This is a genomic window from Sphingobacterium sp. UGAL515B_05 (assembly GCF_033097525.1).
Classification (GTDB): domain Bacteria; phylum Bacteroidota; class Bacteroidia; order Sphingobacteriales; family Sphingobacteriaceae; genus Sphingobacterium.
The window spans coordinates 92,565-111,814 of record NZ_CP109907.1; the positions used below are offsets into that span (position 1 = coordinate 92,565).

Annotated in this window: 18 protein-coding genes; 5 read left to right on the forward strand and 13 right to left on the reverse strand. The window is 36.7% G+C overall.

The window, feature by feature from the left end; genetic code table 11:
• Positions 1 to 53: 53 nt before the first annotated feature.
• Positions 54 to 1,229, forward strand: coding sequence for a hypothetical protein (locus tag OK025_RS00360; RefSeq protein WP_317667844.1), 1,176 nt, complete (start codon positions 54 to 56; stop codon positions 1,227 to 1,229).
• A 105-nt stretch (positions 1,230 to 1,334) separates the two neighbouring features.
• Here the strand turns inward: OK025_RS00360 and OK025_RS00365 are convergent, their stop codons facing one another.
• The 3 genes from OK025_RS00365 to OK025_RS00375 form a co-directional block, all read right to left on the reverse strand.
• Complete coding sequence (locus OK025_RS00365) at positions 1,335 to 1,772, reverse strand: hypothetical protein (RefSeq protein WP_317667845.1); 438 nt, start codon at positions 1,770 to 1,772, stop codon at positions 1,335 to 1,337.
• A 102-nt stretch (positions 1,773 to 1,874) separates the two neighbouring features.
• A complete protein-coding gene (locus tag OK025_RS00370) occupies positions 1,875 to 3,329 on the reverse strand; it encodes a hypothetical protein (protein WP_317667846.1) in 1,455 nt (484 codons plus the stop codon).
• Between the two features lie 81 nt (positions 3,330 to 3,410).
• Positions 3,411 to 6,212 carry a TonB-dependent receptor gene (locus OK025_RS00375; RefSeq protein WP_317667847.1) on the reverse strand — a complete coding sequence of 934 codons (2,802 nt, stop codon included), beginning with the start codon at positions 6,210 to 6,212 and terminating at the stop codon, positions 3,411 to 3,413.
• A 465-nt stretch (positions 6,213 to 6,677) separates the two neighbouring features.
• Here OK025_RS00375 and OK025_RS00380 point away from each other — a divergent pair, with 465 nt between their 5' ends.
• The 3 genes from OK025_RS00380 (at position 6,678) to OK025_RS00390 (ending at position 9,357) form a co-directional block, all read left to right on the forward strand.
• Positions 6,678 to 7,319: an ABC transporter ATP-binding protein gene (locus OK025_RS00380; protein ID WP_317667848.1), complete on the forward strand. Its 642-nt coding sequence runs from the start codon at positions 6,678 to 6,680 to the stop codon at positions 7,317 to 7,319.
• Positions 7,320 to 7,366: 47 nt separating this feature from the next.
• Complete coding sequence (locus OK025_RS00385; protein WP_317667849.1) at positions 7,367 to 8,761, forward strand: ABC transporter permease; 1,395 nt, start codon at positions 7,367 to 7,369, stop codon at positions 8,759 to 8,761.
• A 119-nt stretch (positions 8,762 to 8,880) separates the two neighbouring features.
• A complete protein-coding gene (locus tag OK025_RS00390) occupies positions 8,881 to 9,357 on the forward strand; it encodes a hypothetical protein (protein WP_317667850.1) in 477 nt (158 codons plus the stop codon).
• An 85-nt stretch (positions 9,358 to 9,442) separates the two neighbouring features.
• On the opposite strand, the gene OK025_RS00395 is transcribed toward OK025_RS00390, so the two are convergent.
• From OK025_RS00395 to OK025_RS00435, 9 genes are all read right to left on the reverse strand, one after another.
• The gene (locus OK025_RS00395) at positions 9,443 to 10,156 is read right to left on the reverse strand and encodes a 16S rRNA (uracil(1498)-N(3))-methyltransferase (RefSeq protein ID WP_317667851.1); all 714 of its coding nucleotides are present in this window, start codon (positions 10,154 to 10,156) and stop codon (positions 9,443 to 9,445) included.
• Positions 10,157 to 10,173: 17 nt separating this feature from the next.
• Positions 10,174 to 11,487 (reverse strand): hemolysin family protein, encoded by a 1,314-nt coding sequence (locus tag OK025_RS00400; RefSeq protein WP_317667852.1) that lies wholly within the window; start codon positions 11,485 to 11,487, stop codon positions 10,174 to 10,176.
• Positions 11,488 to 11,495: 8 nt separating this feature from the next.
• Positions 11,496 to 12,038, reverse strand: a complete 543-nt coding sequence (locus OK025_RS00405; protein WP_115047605.1) for an inorganic diphosphatase — start codon at positions 12,036 to 12,038, stop codon at positions 11,496 to 11,498.
• An 8-nt stretch (positions 12,039 to 12,046) separates the two neighbouring features.
• Positions 12,047 to 12,697, reverse strand: a complete 651-nt coding sequence (locus OK025_RS00410) for a DedA family protein (protein ID WP_075991666.1) — start codon at positions 12,695 to 12,697, stop codon at positions 12,047 to 12,049.
• A 142-nt stretch (positions 12,698 to 12,839) separates the two neighbouring features.
• Complete coding sequence (locus OK025_RS00415; RefSeq protein ID WP_317667853.1) at positions 12,840 to 13,256, reverse strand: HIT family protein; 417 nt, start codon at positions 13,254 to 13,256, stop codon at positions 12,840 to 12,842.
• Positions 13,257 to 13,495: 239 nt separating this feature from the next.
• On the reverse strand, positions 13,496 to 13,969 hold the full coding sequence (greA, locus tag OK025_RS00420) for a transcription elongation factor GreA (protein ID WP_046674213.1): 474 nt from the start codon (positions 13,967 to 13,969) through the stop codon (positions 13,496 to 13,498).
• A gap of 143 nt (positions 13,970 to 14,112) precedes the next feature.
• Positions 14,113 to 14,811: a response regulator transcription factor gene (locus OK025_RS00425; protein WP_046674214.1), complete on the reverse strand. Its 699-nt coding sequence runs from the start codon at positions 14,809 to 14,811 to the stop codon at positions 14,113 to 14,115.
• Between the two features lie 15 nt (positions 14,812 to 14,826).
• Positions 14,827 to 16,485 carry a sensor histidine kinase gene (locus OK025_RS00430; protein WP_088160664.1) on the reverse strand — a complete coding sequence of 553 codons (1,659 nt, stop codon included), beginning with the start codon at positions 16,483 to 16,485 and terminating at the stop codon, positions 14,827 to 14,829.
• 12 nt (positions 16,486 to 16,497) lie between these two features.
• A complete protein-coding gene (locus OK025_RS00435; protein WP_317667854.1) occupies positions 16,498 to 18,378 on the reverse strand; it encodes a S9 family peptidase in 1,881 nt (626 codons plus the stop codon).
• 177 nt (positions 18,379 to 18,555) lie between these two features.
• Between OK025_RS00435 and OK025_RS00440 the strand changes: the two genes are divergently transcribed.
• Entirely contained in the window at positions 18,556 to 18,846 is a 291-nt protein-coding gene (locus OK025_RS00440) for a DUF4286 family protein (RefSeq protein WP_070567317.1), read from the forward strand.
• A 19-nt stretch (positions 18,847 to 18,865) separates the two neighbouring features.
• Here OK025_RS00440 and OK025_RS00445 read toward each other — a convergent pair whose 3' ends face one another.
• Positions 18,866 to 19,216 carry a DUF983 domain-containing protein gene (locus tag OK025_RS00445; RefSeq protein ID WP_317667855.1) on the reverse strand — a complete coding sequence of 117 codons (351 nt, stop codon included), beginning with the start codon at positions 19,214 to 19,216 and terminating at the stop codon, positions 18,866 to 18,868.
• Between the last annotated feature and the right edge of the window lie 34 nt (positions 19,217 to 19,250).

A 19,250-nucleotide genomic window follows, 5' to 3' on the forward strand; every position in this document is an offset into this window, starting at 1 on the left:
TTACTACAATGTTATCAAATTGTTAAGAATTGAAATTAAGGGAAATATATCGAATGTTTTTAACCATACTCATTTGGTTAACCTGTGCTTCACAGCAACTCTGGGCGCAACATCATGATTTCGATTTTTATGATGGTAAGGTGTCTATTGATGTCCCCGTCTCCTTTAATATTCCATTCAAAGACAGCTTAACGATAGCTCATGTACAAAAATTCTATCAAATAGCTGATCAAACCGATTACATACAACTTGTAAACAGTTTGCTCGAATACAAAGATGAACATCATTTGAATGATTGGGTCTATTATCAGCTGATTCGCCGCACCGCACAACAGATTGCCCCGAAAGCTGAAAATTATACACGCTATACTTTATATAAATGGTTTTTAATGTGTAAATCTGGTTATGATGCCCGCTTGGCCGTAGGTAATAATCAGATTGTATTTTTCATTCAGAACAAAGAAGATATCTCTGATATTCCCTTTTTTGAAATTGACGGAAAGAAATACACCTGTTTAAACTTCCATGACTATGGAAAGCTCTTTCAACGCGCAGACACCTATATTCCCGTTAAGATCAAAGTACCAGAAGCGATTGAAGATTTTAGTTATAAAATCACAAAATTACCTGATTTTGTACCAGCAAATTATAAAGAAAAGCAAATTGAGTTCAACTATGGACATAAAGCCTACCATTTTAATGTCAAGTTGAATGACGATATCAGTGATCTCTTTAAAAACTATCCTGGCGTAGATTTTGAAACTTATTTCAATATTCCACTTAGCAAAGAGACTTATCAATCACTGATTCCTGCGCTCAGAGAAAATTTAAAAGGAAAAAATCAGCAGGAAGGTGTCGATTATTTAATGCGATTTACACGATATGCATTCTTATACGAAAATGACGAAGAGAATTTCGGATCCGAAAAGCGCCTTTCTGCAGAACAAACGCTATTGAATAAATACAGTGACTGTGATGACCGTGTTGCCTTGTTTTTTTATCTGGTAAAGGAAATCTATAATCTACCCATGATTACCTTGCTCTATCCCACTCATGTAACGATGGCCGTCCAATTTGAACATCCTATAGGCGATGCTATTTTGTACAATGGAAAATATTATTCTGTCTGTGAACCTACACCACAAGCACAGAGTTTGGATATTGGTCAACTGTCAGAGCAACTTAAAAATCAATCTTATCAGATTGTTTATCACTATGAGCCGAGATAATACCACATCTTATCCCGAGATTTCATATTAGCTTCATATCGCAGAGTTTAGCTGAAAATTGTCATTCCGCAGAGTAATAAACAATCCTCTAAAAAGTATTTTTTTCTAAAGTTTGCTTATAAAATCAAGTACATCAGCATATTTACCATCGTTTCGGTGGGCTGCAAGTGTTACTGTGTTTTCTTTCTCTTTAGATATTACTTTAATTACGTAATCTGTTCCGTCCGTACAACGTGCGCACTCCTCGATTTTTGCATTCATTAGGTTATAGGCTTCGACATATGACGATAACTTTCTAAACGTTTCTGCGCTCGTTTTATAGCTTTTATCTTTTACAGTCTGAGGACTACCAGTAGTTCCTACAGCATACTTTACTTCTGTCTTATCCTGATCGACACTGATATTTACAAATTCACCCCCGCCAGAAATTCCCTTTATTTCTACCTTAAGTCCAGCAGCAGAACGATCCGTAGAATCATCCGATTTTTTACATCCAAAAAGGAGGAAAACACTCATTAAAACTAAATAGATTTCTTTTTTCATATTTTAGAATTTATTTTATTTGACTATATAACGAATTATTTAATAAATATGCCACAAAAAATCCCGCCAAGGCGGGATTTCCCTTTATTTACTAAACTATAATTATTTTACTTGATTTGGAGTTGTATAAGGCAAAGACTGTGGATCAAAATGAGCCCAACCAGCTGTCCAATCCTCTGTTCCAAATGCACCTCGATAAGCTACTTTATCAAAGAAGCTACCTGAAACTTTAGCATTTGTAAAATTTGCTCCTGTTGCGGCGGCAGATCCAGTTAATAATGTAAAGTTCGGATTTGCAGGCGTACTGGAGAAGTCTTTTCCAAAATTGTAAGGAGCTGTAAACAAGTTATTCGCATACATTTTGCTCTCAAAGGTATTATTAGCTTTAATTAATGCCTCAACTTGACTTGCTATACTCGTTGTTGAAGTAGTCTTTATGCCCACTGGATTTCCGTAAAATAAATTATTGGCAAATACAGCTTTTCCATCCACAACATTCTTAGAAGTTGATTCAGCTGTAGTAACTTTAGTATCATCAACATAAATTCCAATAGGGAATCCTGAAATCACTGAATTAACAACGCTAATTGAAGAATTACGACGAAGTTGGATACCATGTTGAAAATTAGCATTCGGTGAAAATCCATCTTTGGAAATCGGACCTATGATAGATACATTTGAAAAAACAGCTGATGTCTTTGGTGTTTGATCAGTTCCACTACCGTTATTATCCGATTCAAAACCATTGGATTGAGAAACGTCTGCCGCTGCATTAGCACGTTGAGCAACTGCAAATTGAACGTTCCCTGAGTAACCAAAATCGGTATCAAAATCATCATCCCAAGTACCGATTGCCAACAAATGTTTTGCATTAACAGTACCGCCGAACCACTCAAAAGCATCATCTCCAGAACGATATACCTGAATATAATCCAATGTAGTTCCATTACCAACACCACCTAAAGTCAATCCGTTGATCTCATTATCTGGTGAGAAAGGAATTCCGCCAAATTCTATACGCACATATTTTAAAGTTCCAGAATTGTCAGCTGCATCAGTACCTCCATAGTAGATATAGTTCTTATCATCTTTGCCACTTGGAGCTGTCAAACCACCTTCAATTTTAACATCAGTTCCTTGGTTAACCGGCGCTTTACCAAGTATAATAACACCACCCCAGTCTCCGTGAGAGCGAGCTCCTGCTGCCAAACCTGATGTAAATACAATTGGCTTCTCAACTGTTCCAACAGCATTTATTTTAGCTCCACGTGTAATTGTCAATGTTCCTTTCGTTGCTTTGTCACCTTTGATGATAGTACCAGGCTGAATCGTCAACGTAGCGCCATTAGATACATACACAAATCCCTTTAACACATAAATCTTATCGGAAGTCCAAGTGGTATTACTTGTTATTTCTCCCGAAATTTCTACCACATTTTCACTTCCTGGATTAGTCGGAGTTTCTGTTCCACCACCATTATCTGTAATTGTAGTTTCTTTACATGCTCCTGCAAGTAACAATGCAGATAAGGATAAGAATAAAAATCTTTTTTTCATTTTTTAAGTTTTATATACTGTACAAATAAATTCAATTACTTTAACCTTGAAATTAAATTCCTGTTAATTTTATATTATAATCTAAAACGTATAATTCAGTGACAATGAATAGTTTGAACCCGGTTTATATTTAAAACTAGTTTCATTAGGTATATTTAACTGCTTATTATCATAGTAAACATTGATTGCATTATTTAGAATATCTCCTGCATTGAGTTTAACCTCTCCTTTGCCCTTCAAGACCTTATAACCAACTTGAAAATCCAATACATTCCGAGGTGCTTCCCAAGTACTTGCAAAACGAATACCACTGGCTTGAGTAATGCGCTTACCTATTCTATTATAAAGAATGTTGACGCTTAACTTATTATCGAGTGCTGAATGTTGTAATCCCGCATTTATCACATAAGGAGATTGTCCTACCATCGGTCTCGATTTATCAATATAATCCAAATCAGTAGGATTTTTCACTTTAGAATGTACCAAAGAAACATTCAAATAAGCGATTGTATTTTTAAAGAATTCCTGTTCGTTAATAAAGCTTAAATTTTTACGCGCTTCCACCTCAATGCCATATAGGTCTGCCTTAGGTGTATTGAAATAACTAATATCTGGTGTTGAATTCACATCGTAACGAAACGGTTCAATCGCATCAGTAAAACCTTTATAAAAAGCAGATACGGATAGAATTTCACCAGCAGAAGGATAATATTCGAAACGTAAATCTGCATTATTAATGGAGCTTCGCTTTAATTTCTCATTCCCAATAATCATTCCCATATTCTCAAAATCATAGAACGAAAATGGAGCCAACTCCCTAAATTCAGGTCGAGCCAACGTACGATAATATGACGCTCTGATATTGGTTTTAGGAGTCAAACTATAAGTCATATTAACTGACGGCAAGAAATCCAGCTTAGTGTCATCAACGCTTTCCTCAATTTTTCCTGACAATATCCGCAAAGCATCTACCTTTACATTGTAATTTTCAACTCTTAAACCGTATACAATCCTAAACTTGTCCGCAAATTTTTGGTCCATCATTAAATAACCGAAGCTCGATAACGATTTCGCATTATAGATATCACCGTCCCCTTTCACCTCACCAAATTTATAAACGTTCTGATCAATCAGCGTTGGTGAAAAAATCTGATCGGGAGTCAATTGAAGGATACGTGTTTGTTCATCACCAGATATAGCTAAAGTATTTAACTCAAACCCTACAAACCTTGCGTCAAAATTACGTTTCCTAAATTGCGATCCTAGGCCGGCTTTTAAAGTACTTGGTGCACTCAAGAAATTTAAAGGTGTAGAATAACTAGCTTCACCTGAAAAAATATTCTCATTCAGATCCGCAAATAGTCTTGAATTTGCTTTACCAACAGTAGTTAAATTTGCAAGATATGGAACAGAAGGATCATTCGCATAATCTTCATGTTTTTGATAATTTATTTTGGTTTGATTCGGTTGATTATTCCCTATATTACTCCAAGACGCCGTCCATTTAATCTTATCATTTTTATCACTCAATACATGCTCACCATCTAGAGTAGATTTAAACAGAGATTTTTGCATCAAGTCAAATGCATAAAACTTATTAATAGAAGATGAACTTCCATCTGTTCCAAATCGTTCAGTATACGTGTTATCATAAGTTCGATTGTACAAGTTTTTCCAAGTTATTTTATTCTTTCCAAATGTATAACCAAAATTCGCTAAAGCACCTAAATTAGTAGAGAACTTATATTGTTGGTCCCGATAATCATAGGTAAACCAATTACGTTCAATATTCGGAAGAATGTTCTGCGAATTCCGATAGTTCACAGAGAATAAGGCACCAAAACGACTATTATCTTCATATTGCTTTACGCGTCCCAAAGAAAACTGGTATGTTTGAGAAGGCAAAGCACTTTTTGTTTGAATACCAAAATCATTTGGAAGAGATTTTAGAGCTAGCCTTTGCCATTTTTGAGATAACTGTCCATCAACATCCGCTCGAGATGGAAAATTTTTAGCCAATTGACTTGATCCATCATCAAAACCTAAGTAATTCTGAACGTTCTTTTTAGTTTGCAAAAAATCTTTAAATGTCGACGCAGAATTATAACCATAGCCCAAGCCGAAAGAGACAAAATTTCGATCTGGAATATCTTTTGTAGAAATTTGAACTGCGCCCCCAGCAAAGTCTGCAGGAAGATCAGGTGTTGCAGTCTTCGAAATTGTAATTTTATCAATTAGGGCAGCTGGGATAATATCAAATGAAAAAGCGCGACGATTGGCTTCTGTACTTGGTAGTACCGAGCCGTCCATCATAGCAACATTATAGCGGTCACTTAAACCGCGAACGATGACAAACTTATTATCTTGAATTGTCGTACCACTGACACGACGTAGTGCTTCGGATGTATTTTTATCTGGCGATCTTCTAATCTGCTCACTTGAAATACCATCAGAAATCAATGCACTATTTTTTTGTTGCGAATATAATGCACCAATAGATTCTTTCTTAAAAGATCCCGTAACCACAACTTGATCTAACACCTGTCCTTCTGAATTATCAAGAACGATATCTAAATTGGTCAAATCATTCGCTTTAATCTCAACCTCGGTAACTTGCTTTGTCGAGTAACCAATATAAATATATTCTACAGTATATTTACCTGCCGGTAAAGCTGGAATACTGTACTTTCCGGATACATCAGAGCTTCCACCTCTTGATGTTCCTAAAATACGAACAGTTACTCCGGTGATTGTTTCACCAGTTTTACTGTTGGTAATAGTCCCCATTAACTTCCCACTACTCTGCGCATAAACTGTTGTAGATGCAGCTACTACAAGCGTCATGGCAGCAGCGATTCCTTTAAGTTGTAATTGTGGTTTCAATTTATTTGTTTTTTGTTTCTGCAAAGCTATTAGCAGAATATTAGATTAACATTAACAACAAATTACCATTACATCAATCAGTTGTTAATTTAATGTTACCCACCGCCTGTTTTTTGCGATTTTCAGTAAAAAAGAACATTTATCACCAGTTAGCGCAGTTTTTGAGCGACCTCATTAGTGACTATATTAATGAAGTGTAAGAAAATTATTAAGCATGTAATTTATTAACACAATTAGGCTACATTTATACTATATACCTCAATATGTGTCTTTACGTCGTACATATTGAGATGGTATATACATATTGAGGTAGAACAGTAGGAAATACAAGAGACGAAAGGCCTTTCATTGATAATTCCTAACTCTCCCCAGTAAATTGCTTTTTATATGCAATATAATTGCAATTATATTGCATATAAAAAGCAATTTATCTAAGTTTGAATATATTTTCAATTTCTGATCCTCATGAGCACTCCAATCGTATCGGCTACACAGTTATCATTTCAGTATCCTAATTCAACGCCAATTGAATTTCCAGATATTCACATCGAGAAAGGTCAGCATACGCTGTTATTAGGGGATTCGGGTTCTGGAAAAACAACATTACTTAATATATTAGGAGGTTTGTCCCGACCGGAGACAGGTCTGGTCAAAATAAATAACCAAGACCTATCCTTATTATCAAACAGCAAATTGGATCAGTTTCGTGCGCAATATATCGGATTTATATTCCAAGAAGCTCACCTCCTAAGAAATTTAACACTTTTGGAAAACATCAAGTTGGCACAGTCTTTAGCAGGAAAAAGAATAGACCTTAATGCAATACATTTCATATTGACGCAACTACAATTAGATCAAAAAAGTGCTGCGTACCCAAACGAATTGAGTCGCGGCCAATTACAACGTGCTGCTATTGCACGCAGCGTAATCAATAAACCAGCCCTACTTATTGCTGACGAACCAACTGCCGCTCTAGACGATAACAATACCTACAGGGTATTAGAACTGCTATTATCGATAGCTGACACTGCAGGGTCGACTTTATTGATAACAACACACGACAAGAGAATAAAAGATCAGTTCTCCAAAATGTACCTTTTAAAATAATTGTTTTACTTTAATTTACGCGTCACCCTTAGTTTTTAGAATTTGTTATGAACACGATACAATTGGTTTGGAAAAATTTAAGTAGGCAGTTTGGCTCGGTCTTTCTAAGCATTCTGTTAACGGCGTTTGGAATTTCCATCCTTGCCGTGCTTTCAATTACCGGAGAAACTTTTGAAAAGCAGCTTGACAATAACAGTAAAAATATTGATTTGGTTGTTGGCGCCAAGGGAAGCCCCCTTCAATTGATCTTATCAAGTATTTATCATATTGACAATCCAACCGGCAATATCCCACTGGACGAACTGGAACCATTACGCCAAAATCCCCTTGTTCAGCTTGCAGTGCCCCTATCTTTAGGTGACAATTTCAAAAGCCATCGCATTGTTGGAACAGATTCATCTTTCTTAGCTATTTATGAAACAGCAATAACTGAAGGCCGTATCTGGCAAAATAATTTTGAAGTAGTCATTGGTGATCAAGTTGCAAAAAAACAACAGCTCAAAATTGGCGATCAGATCCATAGTTCACATGGCTTGAGCAAAGATGGACATCATCATGACGAGCATCCGTTTACCATTGTTGGTATTCTAAAACATAACAATAACGTTACCGATAATTTAATACTGACCAATTTAGAAAGTGTTTGGGATGTACATGGCATTGCACATAAACATGAGCATCAAGAAACTGCAGTAGAGAAAGAATTACGCGAACGCCAAGAAGACCGGGAGGAAACCCTCAAAGCACATCTGCACCATCATGGTGAAGATATTGCAGAAAATTCATCTGCTCCAGCCGAAACGAACGAAAAAGGACATCAGGAGCAGGAAGACCATCATGAGCACGCAGAGGAAGGCATGTTTGTGAAGTCAATAGGTGCCGACATGGTAAAGCAGAATGGACTGGAAATAACCGCCATTCTACTAAAATATCAATCCCCTGCAGCAATCGGAATTTTGCCAAAATTGATTGATCAGCAAACAGACATGCAGGCCGCATCTCCCGCCATGGAAAGCACTCGTCTATTTTCGCTTTTAGGCGTAGGGATAGATTCTTTATCGATACTCGCTTATGTAATTATGTTTATTGCAGGTTTAAGCGTTTTTATCAATTTATATAACGCATTAAAGCAACGTAAATACGACCTTGCCATCATGCGTACGCTTGGAGCCTCCAAAGGAAAACTCTTTGCCATTGTGCTTCTTGAAGGACTAACCATTACGATTCTTGGTGGGTTAATCGGCCTTATAATGGCACATCTAGCGCTTTACTATATCAGTAATCAGACAAGTCAAAGCGCCGATTTTATAGAGGCCTTTACACTTCACCCGAAAGAACTCGTTTTCTTGTTTGTTGCTTGTTTAATAGGTATCTTAGCAGCACTTATTCCGGCGATCAAGGCCTACAGGACGAGTATTTCTGGAACACTATCAAATAAATAAATTTAACTAAGATCAGACAACGACAAAAAGATCGCAATAAGAAGAGTCGCTTATCCATTAGGCAGGAAAATGGAAAATTCAGACGAACAGCTTCTCGATACATAACAATAGCATAACACATGAAAAAAACACTGACAGTATTCTTATTTATAGTATTTTGTACCATACAATCCCAAGCCCAAATAGGTGGTAATCCGGATGTTCCCGATCATACACCTATGATGAACAAAACTTGGGAAGCAATTGATAAGATGGCTTATAAAGTAACTTATAATGGGGCAAAGAAAGTATATACTCCTTTCTATCCCAAAGAACTCAAAGCGCTTGAAAATAAAATTGTTGAATTACCTGGTTATATGGTTCCTCTTCATAGTGGTCGTAATCATAAAAACTTTATGATGTCTGTATTACCCGTGATGCAATGCCAATTCTGTGGATCCAACGGAATACCACCAATGGTTGAAGTAACATTAAAGGGCAATGCAATAAAATTCTCTGAGGATCCGATTAAACTAAAAGGAAAAATGATCTTTACCAAAGATCCGCTTAAGGGAAATGCTGAAATTCAGATTGTAGACGCAGAACCAATAAAATAAACTAGCGTCTATATTAAACCATTAAACGGGCTTTGCAGATCTCTCACAGCCCATTTACTGGGCCAGAGTCGTCTTTTATTCCCTATTATCTATTCATTAGGGAAACTTCCATACAAGCTGCTAAAGCAGCTGTTTCCGTCCTTAAGCGCGCTTCTCCCAACGAAATCGGATGAAATCCCATCTGTAGTGCCAAATCAATTTCCTCTTCAGAGAAATCTCCTTCCGGACCAATGAGGATAATATAATGCTGGGCAGGCTCCAAAACCTGGTTTAAATACTTCTTTTCAGCGTCAACACAGTGTGCAATTGCTTTTTGAACACCTTCTTTTGGGATTTCTCTCAAAAACTGTTTAAACGATACGGCTGGATTTAGCTTGGGAAGATAGGCTTTCAACGATTGTTTCATCGCTGCAACAACCACCTTATTTAGACGATCTAATTTCACCTCTTTTCGCTCAGAATGCTCACAGATAACTGGCGTTATTTCTTGAATGCCAACCTCAGTCGCCTTCTCCAAAAACCATTCGATGCGATCTATATTCTTCGTTGGACCAACAGCAATATGCAAATGATATTTTGGTCGCTGAAACTCCTCCTCAACAGTTAAGATCGTGAGAACAGTACGTTTGGGATGAGGGTCAATAATTTGAGCTTCGTACAAACCACCGCGACCGTCTATGAGATGTAGGCGATCACCAGTATCCATACGAAGCACACGAATAGCATGTTTACTTTCTTCTTCACTAAGGATAAAATTTTCTAATGAAGGGTTTAAATCCGGTGTAAAAAATAACTGCATGTGCTTTCGTTATTGTTTTATTCTTCTGTATCATCATCGGCCGATTCGACCAATTCCAATTTGACAAACTCTATGTTCTGCTGAGCCTTACGGATAATAGTGAATACGTAACCATATTCTTCTTTACGCTCACCGACTTCAGGAATCTTATCAAAGATTTCGCTCACCAGACCCGACATCGTATCGTAATCCTGACTCTCGGGTAATTCTATCGGGAGAAATTCATTCACATCATGAATACTAGCGCCTGCATCGACCATATATTCCGTTTCCGAGATACGTTCGACAACTGGAGTTTCCTCATCGTATTCATCCTGGATCTCACCAACAAGTTCCTCAACAATATCTTCAAGAGTAACCATACCCGCAGTCCCACCAAATTCATCCAGTACAATCGCTAACTGTAGACGCTTTTGCTGGAATTCAGCCATTAGATCATTGATCTTCTTCGTTTCAGGAATGAAATAAGGCTTGCGCATAATATTTCTCATGACAACCTCTTTTCCCTTAGCTAACAGGGGTAAAATATCTTTCGTATGGACAATACCAACGATTTGATCAATATTATCCTCATAAATTGGCAGACGAGAGTACCCTTCTTCAGTCATGGTTTCTATCAGCTCAGAGGCGTCAGCCGTAACCTCCACAGCCACAATTTTGGTACGAGGTACCATAATATTCTTAACGATACGTTCGTTAAAATCAAATACATTTTTGATCAACTCGTGCTCAGAAATATCCAAAGCACCAGACTCTTTACCTTTATCCAAAAGATATTGCAACTCTTCAGAAGAGTGCGCAGATTCCCCTTTGGTAACTTCAAATCCCAAAATCTTCAACAGAAAATTAGCGAAACCATTTAAAATCCAAATAAATGGTCTAAAGATAAAGTAGAAAAATTGCAGTGGAACCGCAATTTTCATTGTTGTTGCAACAGGTTTTTGAATCGCAATTGATTTAGGAGCGAGCTCTCCAAATACAATGTGTAACACGGTAATAATCGTAAAAGCCAATACATGACCAGCATTCGTCGCGATTGTACCCGTTAATTCTACACCGAAAAACCCTAGTGCCCCCTGCACAATTTGGGTCATTACAGCCTCTCCTACCCAACCTAAGGCCAATGAAGAAAGTGTAATACCCAATTGTGTAGCGGCCAAATAACCATCCAAATGCTCCGTTATACTTTTGGCTATTGTAGCAACTTTGCTACCTGTTTTTGCCTGAACTTCAATTTGGGAGACTCGGACCTTGACAATAGCAAATTCTGCCGCGACAAAAAAGCCGTTGGCCAATACTAAAAACAATGTCCAAAATATATCGAGCGCCATGCTTGGGGTTATTTGTTAACAAATTCTTTTTTGTACAACTCAATAGCCTCGATCAAGATTCTTTGTGCTTCTTCACGTCCCTTTACACCTTCAACAATGACATGCTTCTTTTCAAGTGCTTTATAACTCTCAAAAAATTGTACAATCTCCTTCATGGTATGCGGAGGTAACTGATCAATATCTTTGATGTAATTAAAAACAGGATCGTTTTTAGCTACCGCAATAATTTTATCATCTTGTTCTCCACCATCAACCATATTCATCACACCAATAACCTGTGCTTCAACCAACGTTAATGGTAAAATATCCACTGAACAAATGACCAAAATATCCAAAGGATCTTTGTCGTCACAATAAGTCTGTGGGATAAAACCATAATTGGCAGGATATACGACAGATGAACTCATCACTCTGTCCAAAAGCAACAAACCAGTTTCTTTGTCTAATTCATACTTTCCTTTGGATCCGTTTGTAATCTCAATGATAGCATTTACGGCATTTGGAACATTCTCACCTGGAGAAACCATGTGCCAAGGGTTTTGTTTACTCATTTTTTAATTTACTGTATATTTTGTTTGTTTCTTTTATCCTTAATACGTTTTTTCAACAACGTTATTGCAATTGGTAAAAATGCGATCACAATCATACCAACGACAACATATTCTACGTAATGTATAATCCAAGGGAACTCAATACCAAGGAAATATCCAGACAGGGTCAACACTAGTACCCAAATGGCAGCCCCTGCGACATTATACAGAACGAACTTCTTAAAATCTAATTTTACTACGCCTGCAAAGATAGGTGCAAAAGTACGAACAATTGGAACAAATCTTCCTATAATTAAAGCTGTTCCACCATATTTATGGTAAAATTCCTCGGCCATGACCACATATTTCCGCTTAAAGATAAAACTATCTTTTCGCTTAAATAGCATCGGTCCTGCTCGATACCCAAACCAATACCCTGTAAAATTCCCTAATACTCCCGCTATAAACAAGCCCAAACAGAGCGTGTATATATTAACGTCAATTTTATTTAATGCGCAAAATAATCCTGCAAGAAATAATAAATAATCACCAGGTAGAAAAAATCCAAAAAATAGGCCCGTCTCAGCAAATACAATTAAGATAACCAGATAAAACCCGCCTGAACTTAATAGCTCTTCCGGGTTTAATAATTGTTGAAATGACAACAAAAGTTCATGCATAACCTTTAGTAAAAATCAATGTTGCGTTCCTTTTTTAGAACAACTCCCACGCTTATCTCTGTACGAATTTGAAACAACAAAGTACAAATATAGCATTCTTCTAAAAAACGATCGTAAATCAAGTGTAATATAATCTTTCTAATTATTGATTTTGAGCAGTTATACTGACGATAGATTCGCGAATGGTTGTCGAAATCTGATGAAGTTCGTCCTCTGCCAAGCTCAATTTAGGTCCAGCAAAGTTTAAATCACTAATTTTATTAATCGGCACCAAATGTATATGTGCGTGCGCCACCTCCAAACCAACTACCGCTACACCGACTTTTACACAGGGAATTACCTTTTTAATGCCTTGAGCAACAATCTTAGCAAACACCCAAAGTGCCATATATTCATCATCTTCTATATCAAAAATGTAATCGGTCTCTTTCTTAGGAATCACAAGAACGTGCCCCTTAGCCAATGGACTGATATCCAAAAAAGCTAGAAAATCATTACTTTCTGCAACTTTGTAAGCTGGGATCTCGCCAGCAACGATTTTTGAAAAAATTGTCGACATATTATTCTAATCTTGGAATAAATCTTTTAAACAATAATCAGCAAACAACAGACTTTAAATTGCAAAGCCTCTGGTATGTCAGCAATTAAAGATTTAATTACCGATTTTTTCATACCCTGTTTTTGTACTGTCCAACAAATATAAACAAAAAAGGTCGCGATTGCTATATCACGACCTTCTTAATATAAAGTTAATTTGTGGATGTGCGGTTATGGCATACCGCACATAACCGACATATATTATCTTGAAATCTCTACGATCTCGAATTCAATTTTACCGGCAGGCACTTCAATAACAGCTGTATCACCTTTCGATTTTCCCAACAAACCCTGGGCAATAGGAGATTTAACTGAAATCTTGCCCGACTTCAAATCTGCTTCTGACTCCGCCACCAATTGATACGTCATTTCAGCACCATTCTTTTTGTTCTTGATCTTAACAATCGATAAGGCCAAAACTTTAGATGTATCCAATTTAGACTCATCAATTAAACGTGCTGTCGCCAATGTATTCTCCAAATTGGCAATTTTAGCTTCGTGAAGCCCCTGAGCTTCTTTAGCAGCATCATACTCTGCATTTTCTGACAAATCTCCTTTGTCTCTAGCCTCTGCAATAGCATTGGCAATTTTAGACCTTCCTTCCGTCTTCAGATAAGCCAATTCTTCTTTAAGCTTACGCAATCCTTCTTCCGTAAAATAAGTTACTTCTGCCATAATTTTATCTTTTTTCTTATTTTCTACTTTTTAAAAAAGAAACAAGACCATATTTCCCTCGTCAGGAAACATGGTCTTGCTTTGAATCTATACGAAGATAATAATTGTTTTCAACAAAACAAATTCTTACCCGTTAAATAAAATTAAATCTCTTCCTCATCAACAAATTTATATCCCAGCCCCCGAACTGTTTGTAAATAATGTGGCTTATCTGGATTTGTTTCGATCTTTTTCCTCAAACGAACCACATGCATATCCAACGTACGTGTGTTGACATTTGAGCTATAACCCCAAACAACCTCCATTAACTCCTCGCGTGTAATCTCCCGGCCTAGGTTTTGTAAAAAATGAAGCAAAATTCGGTTTTCCAAAATGGTCAACTCAACTTTCCTTCCATCACGTATTAAGGAATGAATATTCGGATGATGTTCCGTTTGGCCAAATTTATATACTTCGGGACTGTTCTTCGGTAAGAAAAATTTCACCTTATTATCGATCATAGCAATAAGCACATCCATGTTAAATGGCTTACTAATGTAATCAGTCACACCAAAGCTATAGGCTTCAATTTTGTCCACATCTTGAGATTTCGCTGTCATCATGATAATGATGTTCTCAAACCCGGCTTTACGGACATCTTCACAGATTTCGTTGCCTTCTTTTCCTGGAAGCATCCAATCCAACAAAACCACATCGGGTCTCTTTTCCAAGATCAAACTTTCCGCTTCATTCCCATTTCCACTTTGAATGACCTGATAGCCTTCGGATTCCAATCGATGTTTTACCAAGAACCGTAAGTTCTCATCATCTTCAATAACAGCAACAGTGATGTCTTTATTCATATTTAAATTTATTTTTTAAACCGGAAATACCAAGGTGAAGGTGGTCCCCTGTCCCAATTGACTTTTTACTGTAATATCACCGCCTATAAATTCGGTAATCTCTTTACAGAAAGCCAAGCCCAAACCGATACTTCCTTGCTGATTATATTGACTTTTTATTCTATAAAACTTTTTGAAGATGTTGTTAAACTCTGCCTTCTCAATACCTATTCCTTCATCCTTAAAAGTGATAACAAAATTCTTCTTGTTTTGTTGTATCGCAATATCTAAGATTTTATGCCCCGCTTTCGAATATTTATAGGCATTATCGATCATATTTTGAAACACACTACTTAACAGTACCGGATCCGCAAGCATTGATGTCCTTACATCAATTTTTGTGCTAATCTTGAAATCCGCATACTTTATTCTTGACGAAGCGACTAGATTTTCGGTAAATTCCTCCAAATCAACTTCTTCTTTATTTAATTTTATGGTTTTATTTTCGATCTGACTAAAAGACAACAGCTTATTCATCAAGTTATTTAATCGGTCCGCCTCCTGATCTAATATATTTCCATACATTTTCCGTTCTTCATCAGAGAGTACCTGTGCACTCTTAATATTATTGCCAGCAATTTTAATAACACTCACAGGCGTCTTAAACTCGTGGGTAAGATTATTGATGAAATCGTACTGCAATTTAAAAAGTCTTCCGTTAATTTCTAAATTTCTATAAATTAAATATAATATTGCAATCAAAATAATATAAATCAGGGATACTCCTCCCAATACCGGCCAAAAACTGCGATTTATCTCTTTTGACAGAAAACTTTTACTCGACCTAAAAAGAAGTTTGTAGTCTGCTAAGGCTCCAGGTAACGGCATCTCCGTTGAAATCTCGTCATTTTCCGGCGTGATCGGAGCACCAACCAGTGGGACTATTTCTACTTTCTCATAAAGATTTGAATAACTATTTTTTACTTCCAGATACATTGGATCAATCTGAAAATTGAACATATCCTGTTCATATCCGACAGTATGATCCAAATTACCTTCCATAATGGACTTATAAACTATTAAGTCATTGACCCTTGGAATATTCAGATAGGTAATCTGCCCCGGTCTTATGGTATAAAAAACCTTCAGAATATCCTTATCAGAAAGCTTGGCATTCGGTTGCAATTTATCGATATAAGTTGCCAGCTTCACACCAATATTATTAATCTCTTCGGAATGCAAGCCCATCTGTCCACGATCCCGAATCGTATTTTTATTCAGGCCAGACCTGGAAACGGTAAAAAAAGTGATGGTTTTCGGTTGAATTCTAAGGTTATTAACAATAAAACCATAATTCAAGTTATGATCATTATTAAATTGTAAATCAAAAAAACCAATTTCTCTAACGAACGGGTAGGAACTTAATATACTATATGCATATTTCCCAGCCTGAACTGAATCCAAAAAACCTTGATAAAAAGATACTTCAGGAATTCTATTCTGAAAAAAATCATTGAAAGGAACTAAGGTTTGATCAAATATCTCCGATTTCCGATTGGTAAATTCGTTCTTAATATGCGATTCTGTATAATTACGCGAAAGAAAAAGGGCAAATATATACAGACCACTAATCACGATGAAAAACATCAACAATAATCCGTAGTTTTTTCGATAGCTATATTTCTCTGCTTTCATAATCTCCCGTCCTTAGTCTATAAGATATTTAGCCAAAAATCGCTCCAACTCATTATAGTAACCAAAGACATTCTCGTCCCGTTTAAAAGTTCTATCCTCGTCCTCTTTTAGGATGTATTGTACGGGAATATTATTATTCTTTAATTTCTGTACAAATTGATTTGCATCTGTTACCGAACTAAACCGATCCTTTCCTCCCTGTACCAATAGCACCGGTATCTTTACTTTATCCGAATGAAATACAGGGGAAATATTTTTAAATAGCTCAGCCTCCCGAATCGGATTCCCAACTACTTGATACATTTTTTGCACATACGATTTAAAATATGGCGGTATATCTCTAAAGTAAGTGAACAGATTGGTATAACCGGAATAAGACACGGCACATTTATAAAGATCAGAATTAAAACAAGCAGCGTGTAGCGCCGAATAGCCTCCGAAACCTTTCCCTACAATAGCGACACGTTCCCGATCAGCAACTCCTTCTTTAATCAACCATTTCACCCCATCAGTAATATCATCCTGAATCTTCCCACCCCACTCCTTAAATCCCGCAGTCCAAAACTTCTTACCGAAACCGGTCGATCCTCTATAGTTCATCTGAAAAACCAAATAGCCCCTGTTCGCCAGAAACTGTGCTTCGTTATCGAATCCCCAAACCTCCCGTCCGTTAGGTCCATCGTGAGGCAATACAACCATAGGCAGATTTTTGCGATTGGAATGAATGGGATAAGTTAAATAACCCGAAATCTGAATACCATCTCTCGCGGTATAAGTGATATACTCATTTGGAGAAAGTTCTTTATCTTTTAGATCGGAATTATTATCTGTTAACTTCGTTAATTTTTGAGTCGAAAAATCATAAAAATAAATCCCGCCCGGATTTACGTCCGTATAGGTTTTGATAATGACCTTGTTCCCCGAAACATCAGTATTCAATACCTGAAACTCAAAGCCATCAATCTGCTTCGACAATTGGTCATATTTCTTTTTGGTAGTCTCATCAAAAAAATGTCTGTTCTGTCTTGATGTGCTATAATTGACAAATAACAGCTTATTCTGTTCAGTGAAATACCCCCCAGGGCTCACGTCAACATCTTTATGACTATATAGCTCGCCCAGCTCTCTTTGATTTACTAAATCATAACTTACCAAGGCCAGTTTATCCCGGTCTATATTGGATAAAGCATAAATGATGGCATTTGAACTATCCTTATAACCCAGTGGAGTAAAACTACTTTCAACATCACATCTTATAATCTCTTTAAATGGTTCTTTTTCTGAGCTTCTATAGAGCACAGATTGCTGTACAGAATCGTTGGCCACAGCCAATCGTACCTGCCCATCATTAGATACAACCCAGGAGCTCATATTTCCCGGATTCTGTAAAACCAATTCCCGAGGCCTCCCATCTAAATAGATACGATAAATGTCAAAAAAAGAAGAGTCTCTATCGTTGATCCCCGCTATAAAACTATCACCTCCGGTAGCCATAGCATGAATCCATCGAAACCGACCTCGTACCGGTTTAATCAATGGCCAAATCTTTTCTGTGTTGATGTCCACAGCATATAAACGTAAACTGTCCTGCGAAGATTGTTCCGTCAAAAAGGAAATTTTTGAATCATTGTTCCAAGCGAAGGATTTTACATTAATATCATTTTGATAAGTAAGCTGTTTGGAACTATCCTTATTGATCAAATCTATTAAATAGATATTTTTGCAATGATTATCCAAGCCAATGTAAGCGATAAATCGACCATTTGGAGAAATCTTAAAATTTGATTTTTCAGGTGTAGAAAAAAATTGATTTATTGGAATAAGATCAACACTATGTCGTTGACACCCCAACATGATCATGGCAGAAAAAAACAAACCTATCCAAAATTTCATCCTCATAATCCCAAATACATCCTTATCATTTATTCCAAATATTGCAATTAAATACGGAATTGCATGAAATGCAACCTTATTTTTACAAGATATAGTAATTAAATGTAATATTCAAACTTATCTCGGTTCTGTCCTTTAGAATCTTTTTTATCGCAGAAAAATAGCGTATTTTTGCATATGTTTTTATACAATGTCTCCGTTATAGCAGAAGAAACAATCCATCAAGAGGTCGTTTCATGGATTCAGGATAATATCGTGCAATCCCAAAAATTTCAGGTGCATTTTCTGGAAATGCTCCAGTCTCCACACGAAGGTATGACCTACTGCATTCAGGTTATACTCCCTACAGAAGACCATATAGCAGATTTTCAGCAAGTACATCTAATTCCATTACAACAACTCATTTCGGAAGTATATAAAGACAAGGTTTTCCTTTTCGACAGTACCATGAAGTATCTAAAAAAATAAAAGAGCTCTTGGAGCTCTTTTATTTTTTTATTTCATTAATACCGTTACCATCTTCTTCAAGATTCTTATTATTCTTTTCACCTATCTCTGCCGCCAATTCATAGCGCGGATCATAACTGATTTTTGGCGTTAAAAAATGAAGTAAAATCAAACGGGCATATCTAAAATTAAAAGGTGCGAAGACCAAAATGGTTACAGCTAGACCAATCAGATAAGACCAAGGAGACTCGCTTCCTGTCAAAATTGCGATAGCAACAGATACAGTAACAATCTCAGCGACAGACAAAGCATAACTCACATACATGGCAGCATAGAAATACCCCGGCTCAACCTCGTACTTGACACCACAATAAGGGCAAGTATCATTCATATGCTGCTTGTGTAAACTGTATACCTTTCCTACA

Coding starts and splice junctions, on each gene's coding strand:
- OK025_RS00360 (WP_317667844.1), top strand. CDS start 54: ATGTTTTTAACCATACTCATTTGGTTAACCTGTGCTTCACAGCAACTC.
- OK025_RS00365 (WP_317667845.1), bottom strand. CDS start 1,772: ATGAAAAAAGAAATCTATTTAGTTTTAATGAGTGTTTTCCTCCTTTTT.
- OK025_RS00370 (WP_317667846.1), bottom strand. CDS start 3,329: ATGAAAAAAAGATTTTTATTCTTATCCTTATCTGCATTGTTACTTGCA.
- OK025_RS00380 (WP_317667848.1), top strand. CDS start 6,678: ATGAGCACTCCAATCGTATCGGCTACACAGTTATCATTTCAGTATCCT.
- OK025_RS00385 (WP_317667849.1), top strand. CDS start 7,367: ATGAACACGATACAATTGGTTTGGAAAAATTTAAGTAGGCAGTTTGGC.
- OK025_RS00390 (WP_317667850.1), top strand. CDS start 8,881: ATGAAAAAAACACTGACAGTATTCTTATTTATAGTATTTTGTACCATA.
- OK025_RS00395 (WP_317667851.1), bottom strand. CDS start 10,156: ATGCAGTTATTTTTTACACCGGATTTAAACCCTTCATTAGAAAATTTT.
- OK025_RS00400 (WP_317667852.1), bottom strand. CDS start 11,487: ATGGCGCTCGATATATTTTGGACATTGTTTTTAGTATTGGCCAACGGC.
- OK025_RS00405 (WP_115047605.1), bottom strand. CDS start 12,038: ATGAGTAAACAAAACCCTTGGCACATGGTTTCTCCAGGTGAGAATGTT.
- OK025_RS00410 (WP_075991666.1), bottom strand. CDS start 12,697: ATGCATGAACTTTTGTTGTCATTTCAACAATTATTAAACCCGGAAGAG.
- OK025_RS00415 (WP_317667853.1), bottom strand. CDS start 13,256: ATGTCGACAATTTTTTCAAAAATCGTTGCTGGCGAGATCCCAGCTTAC.
- greA (WP_046674213.1), bottom strand. CDS start 13,969: ATGGCAGAAGTAACTTATTTTACGGAAGAAGGATTGCGTAAGCTTAAA.
- OK025_RS00425 (WP_046674214.1), bottom strand. CDS start 14,811: ATGAATAAAGACATCACTGTTGCTGTTATTGAAGATGATGAGAACTTA.
- OK025_RS00430 (WP_088160664.1), bottom strand. CDS start 16,485: ATGAAAGCAGAGAAATATAGCTATCGAAAAAACTACGGATTATTGTTG.
- OK025_RS00435 (WP_317667854.1), bottom strand. CDS start 18,378: ATGAAATTTTGGATAGGTTTGTTTTTTTCTGCCATGATCATGTTGGGG.
- OK025_RS00440 (WP_070567317.1), top strand. CDS start 18,556: ATGTTTTTATACAATGTCTCCGTTATAGCAGAAGAAACAATCCATCAA.
- OK025_RS00445 (WP_317667855.1), bottom strand. CDS start 19,216: ATGAATGATACTTGCCCTTATTGTGGTGTCAAGTACGAGGTTGAGCCG.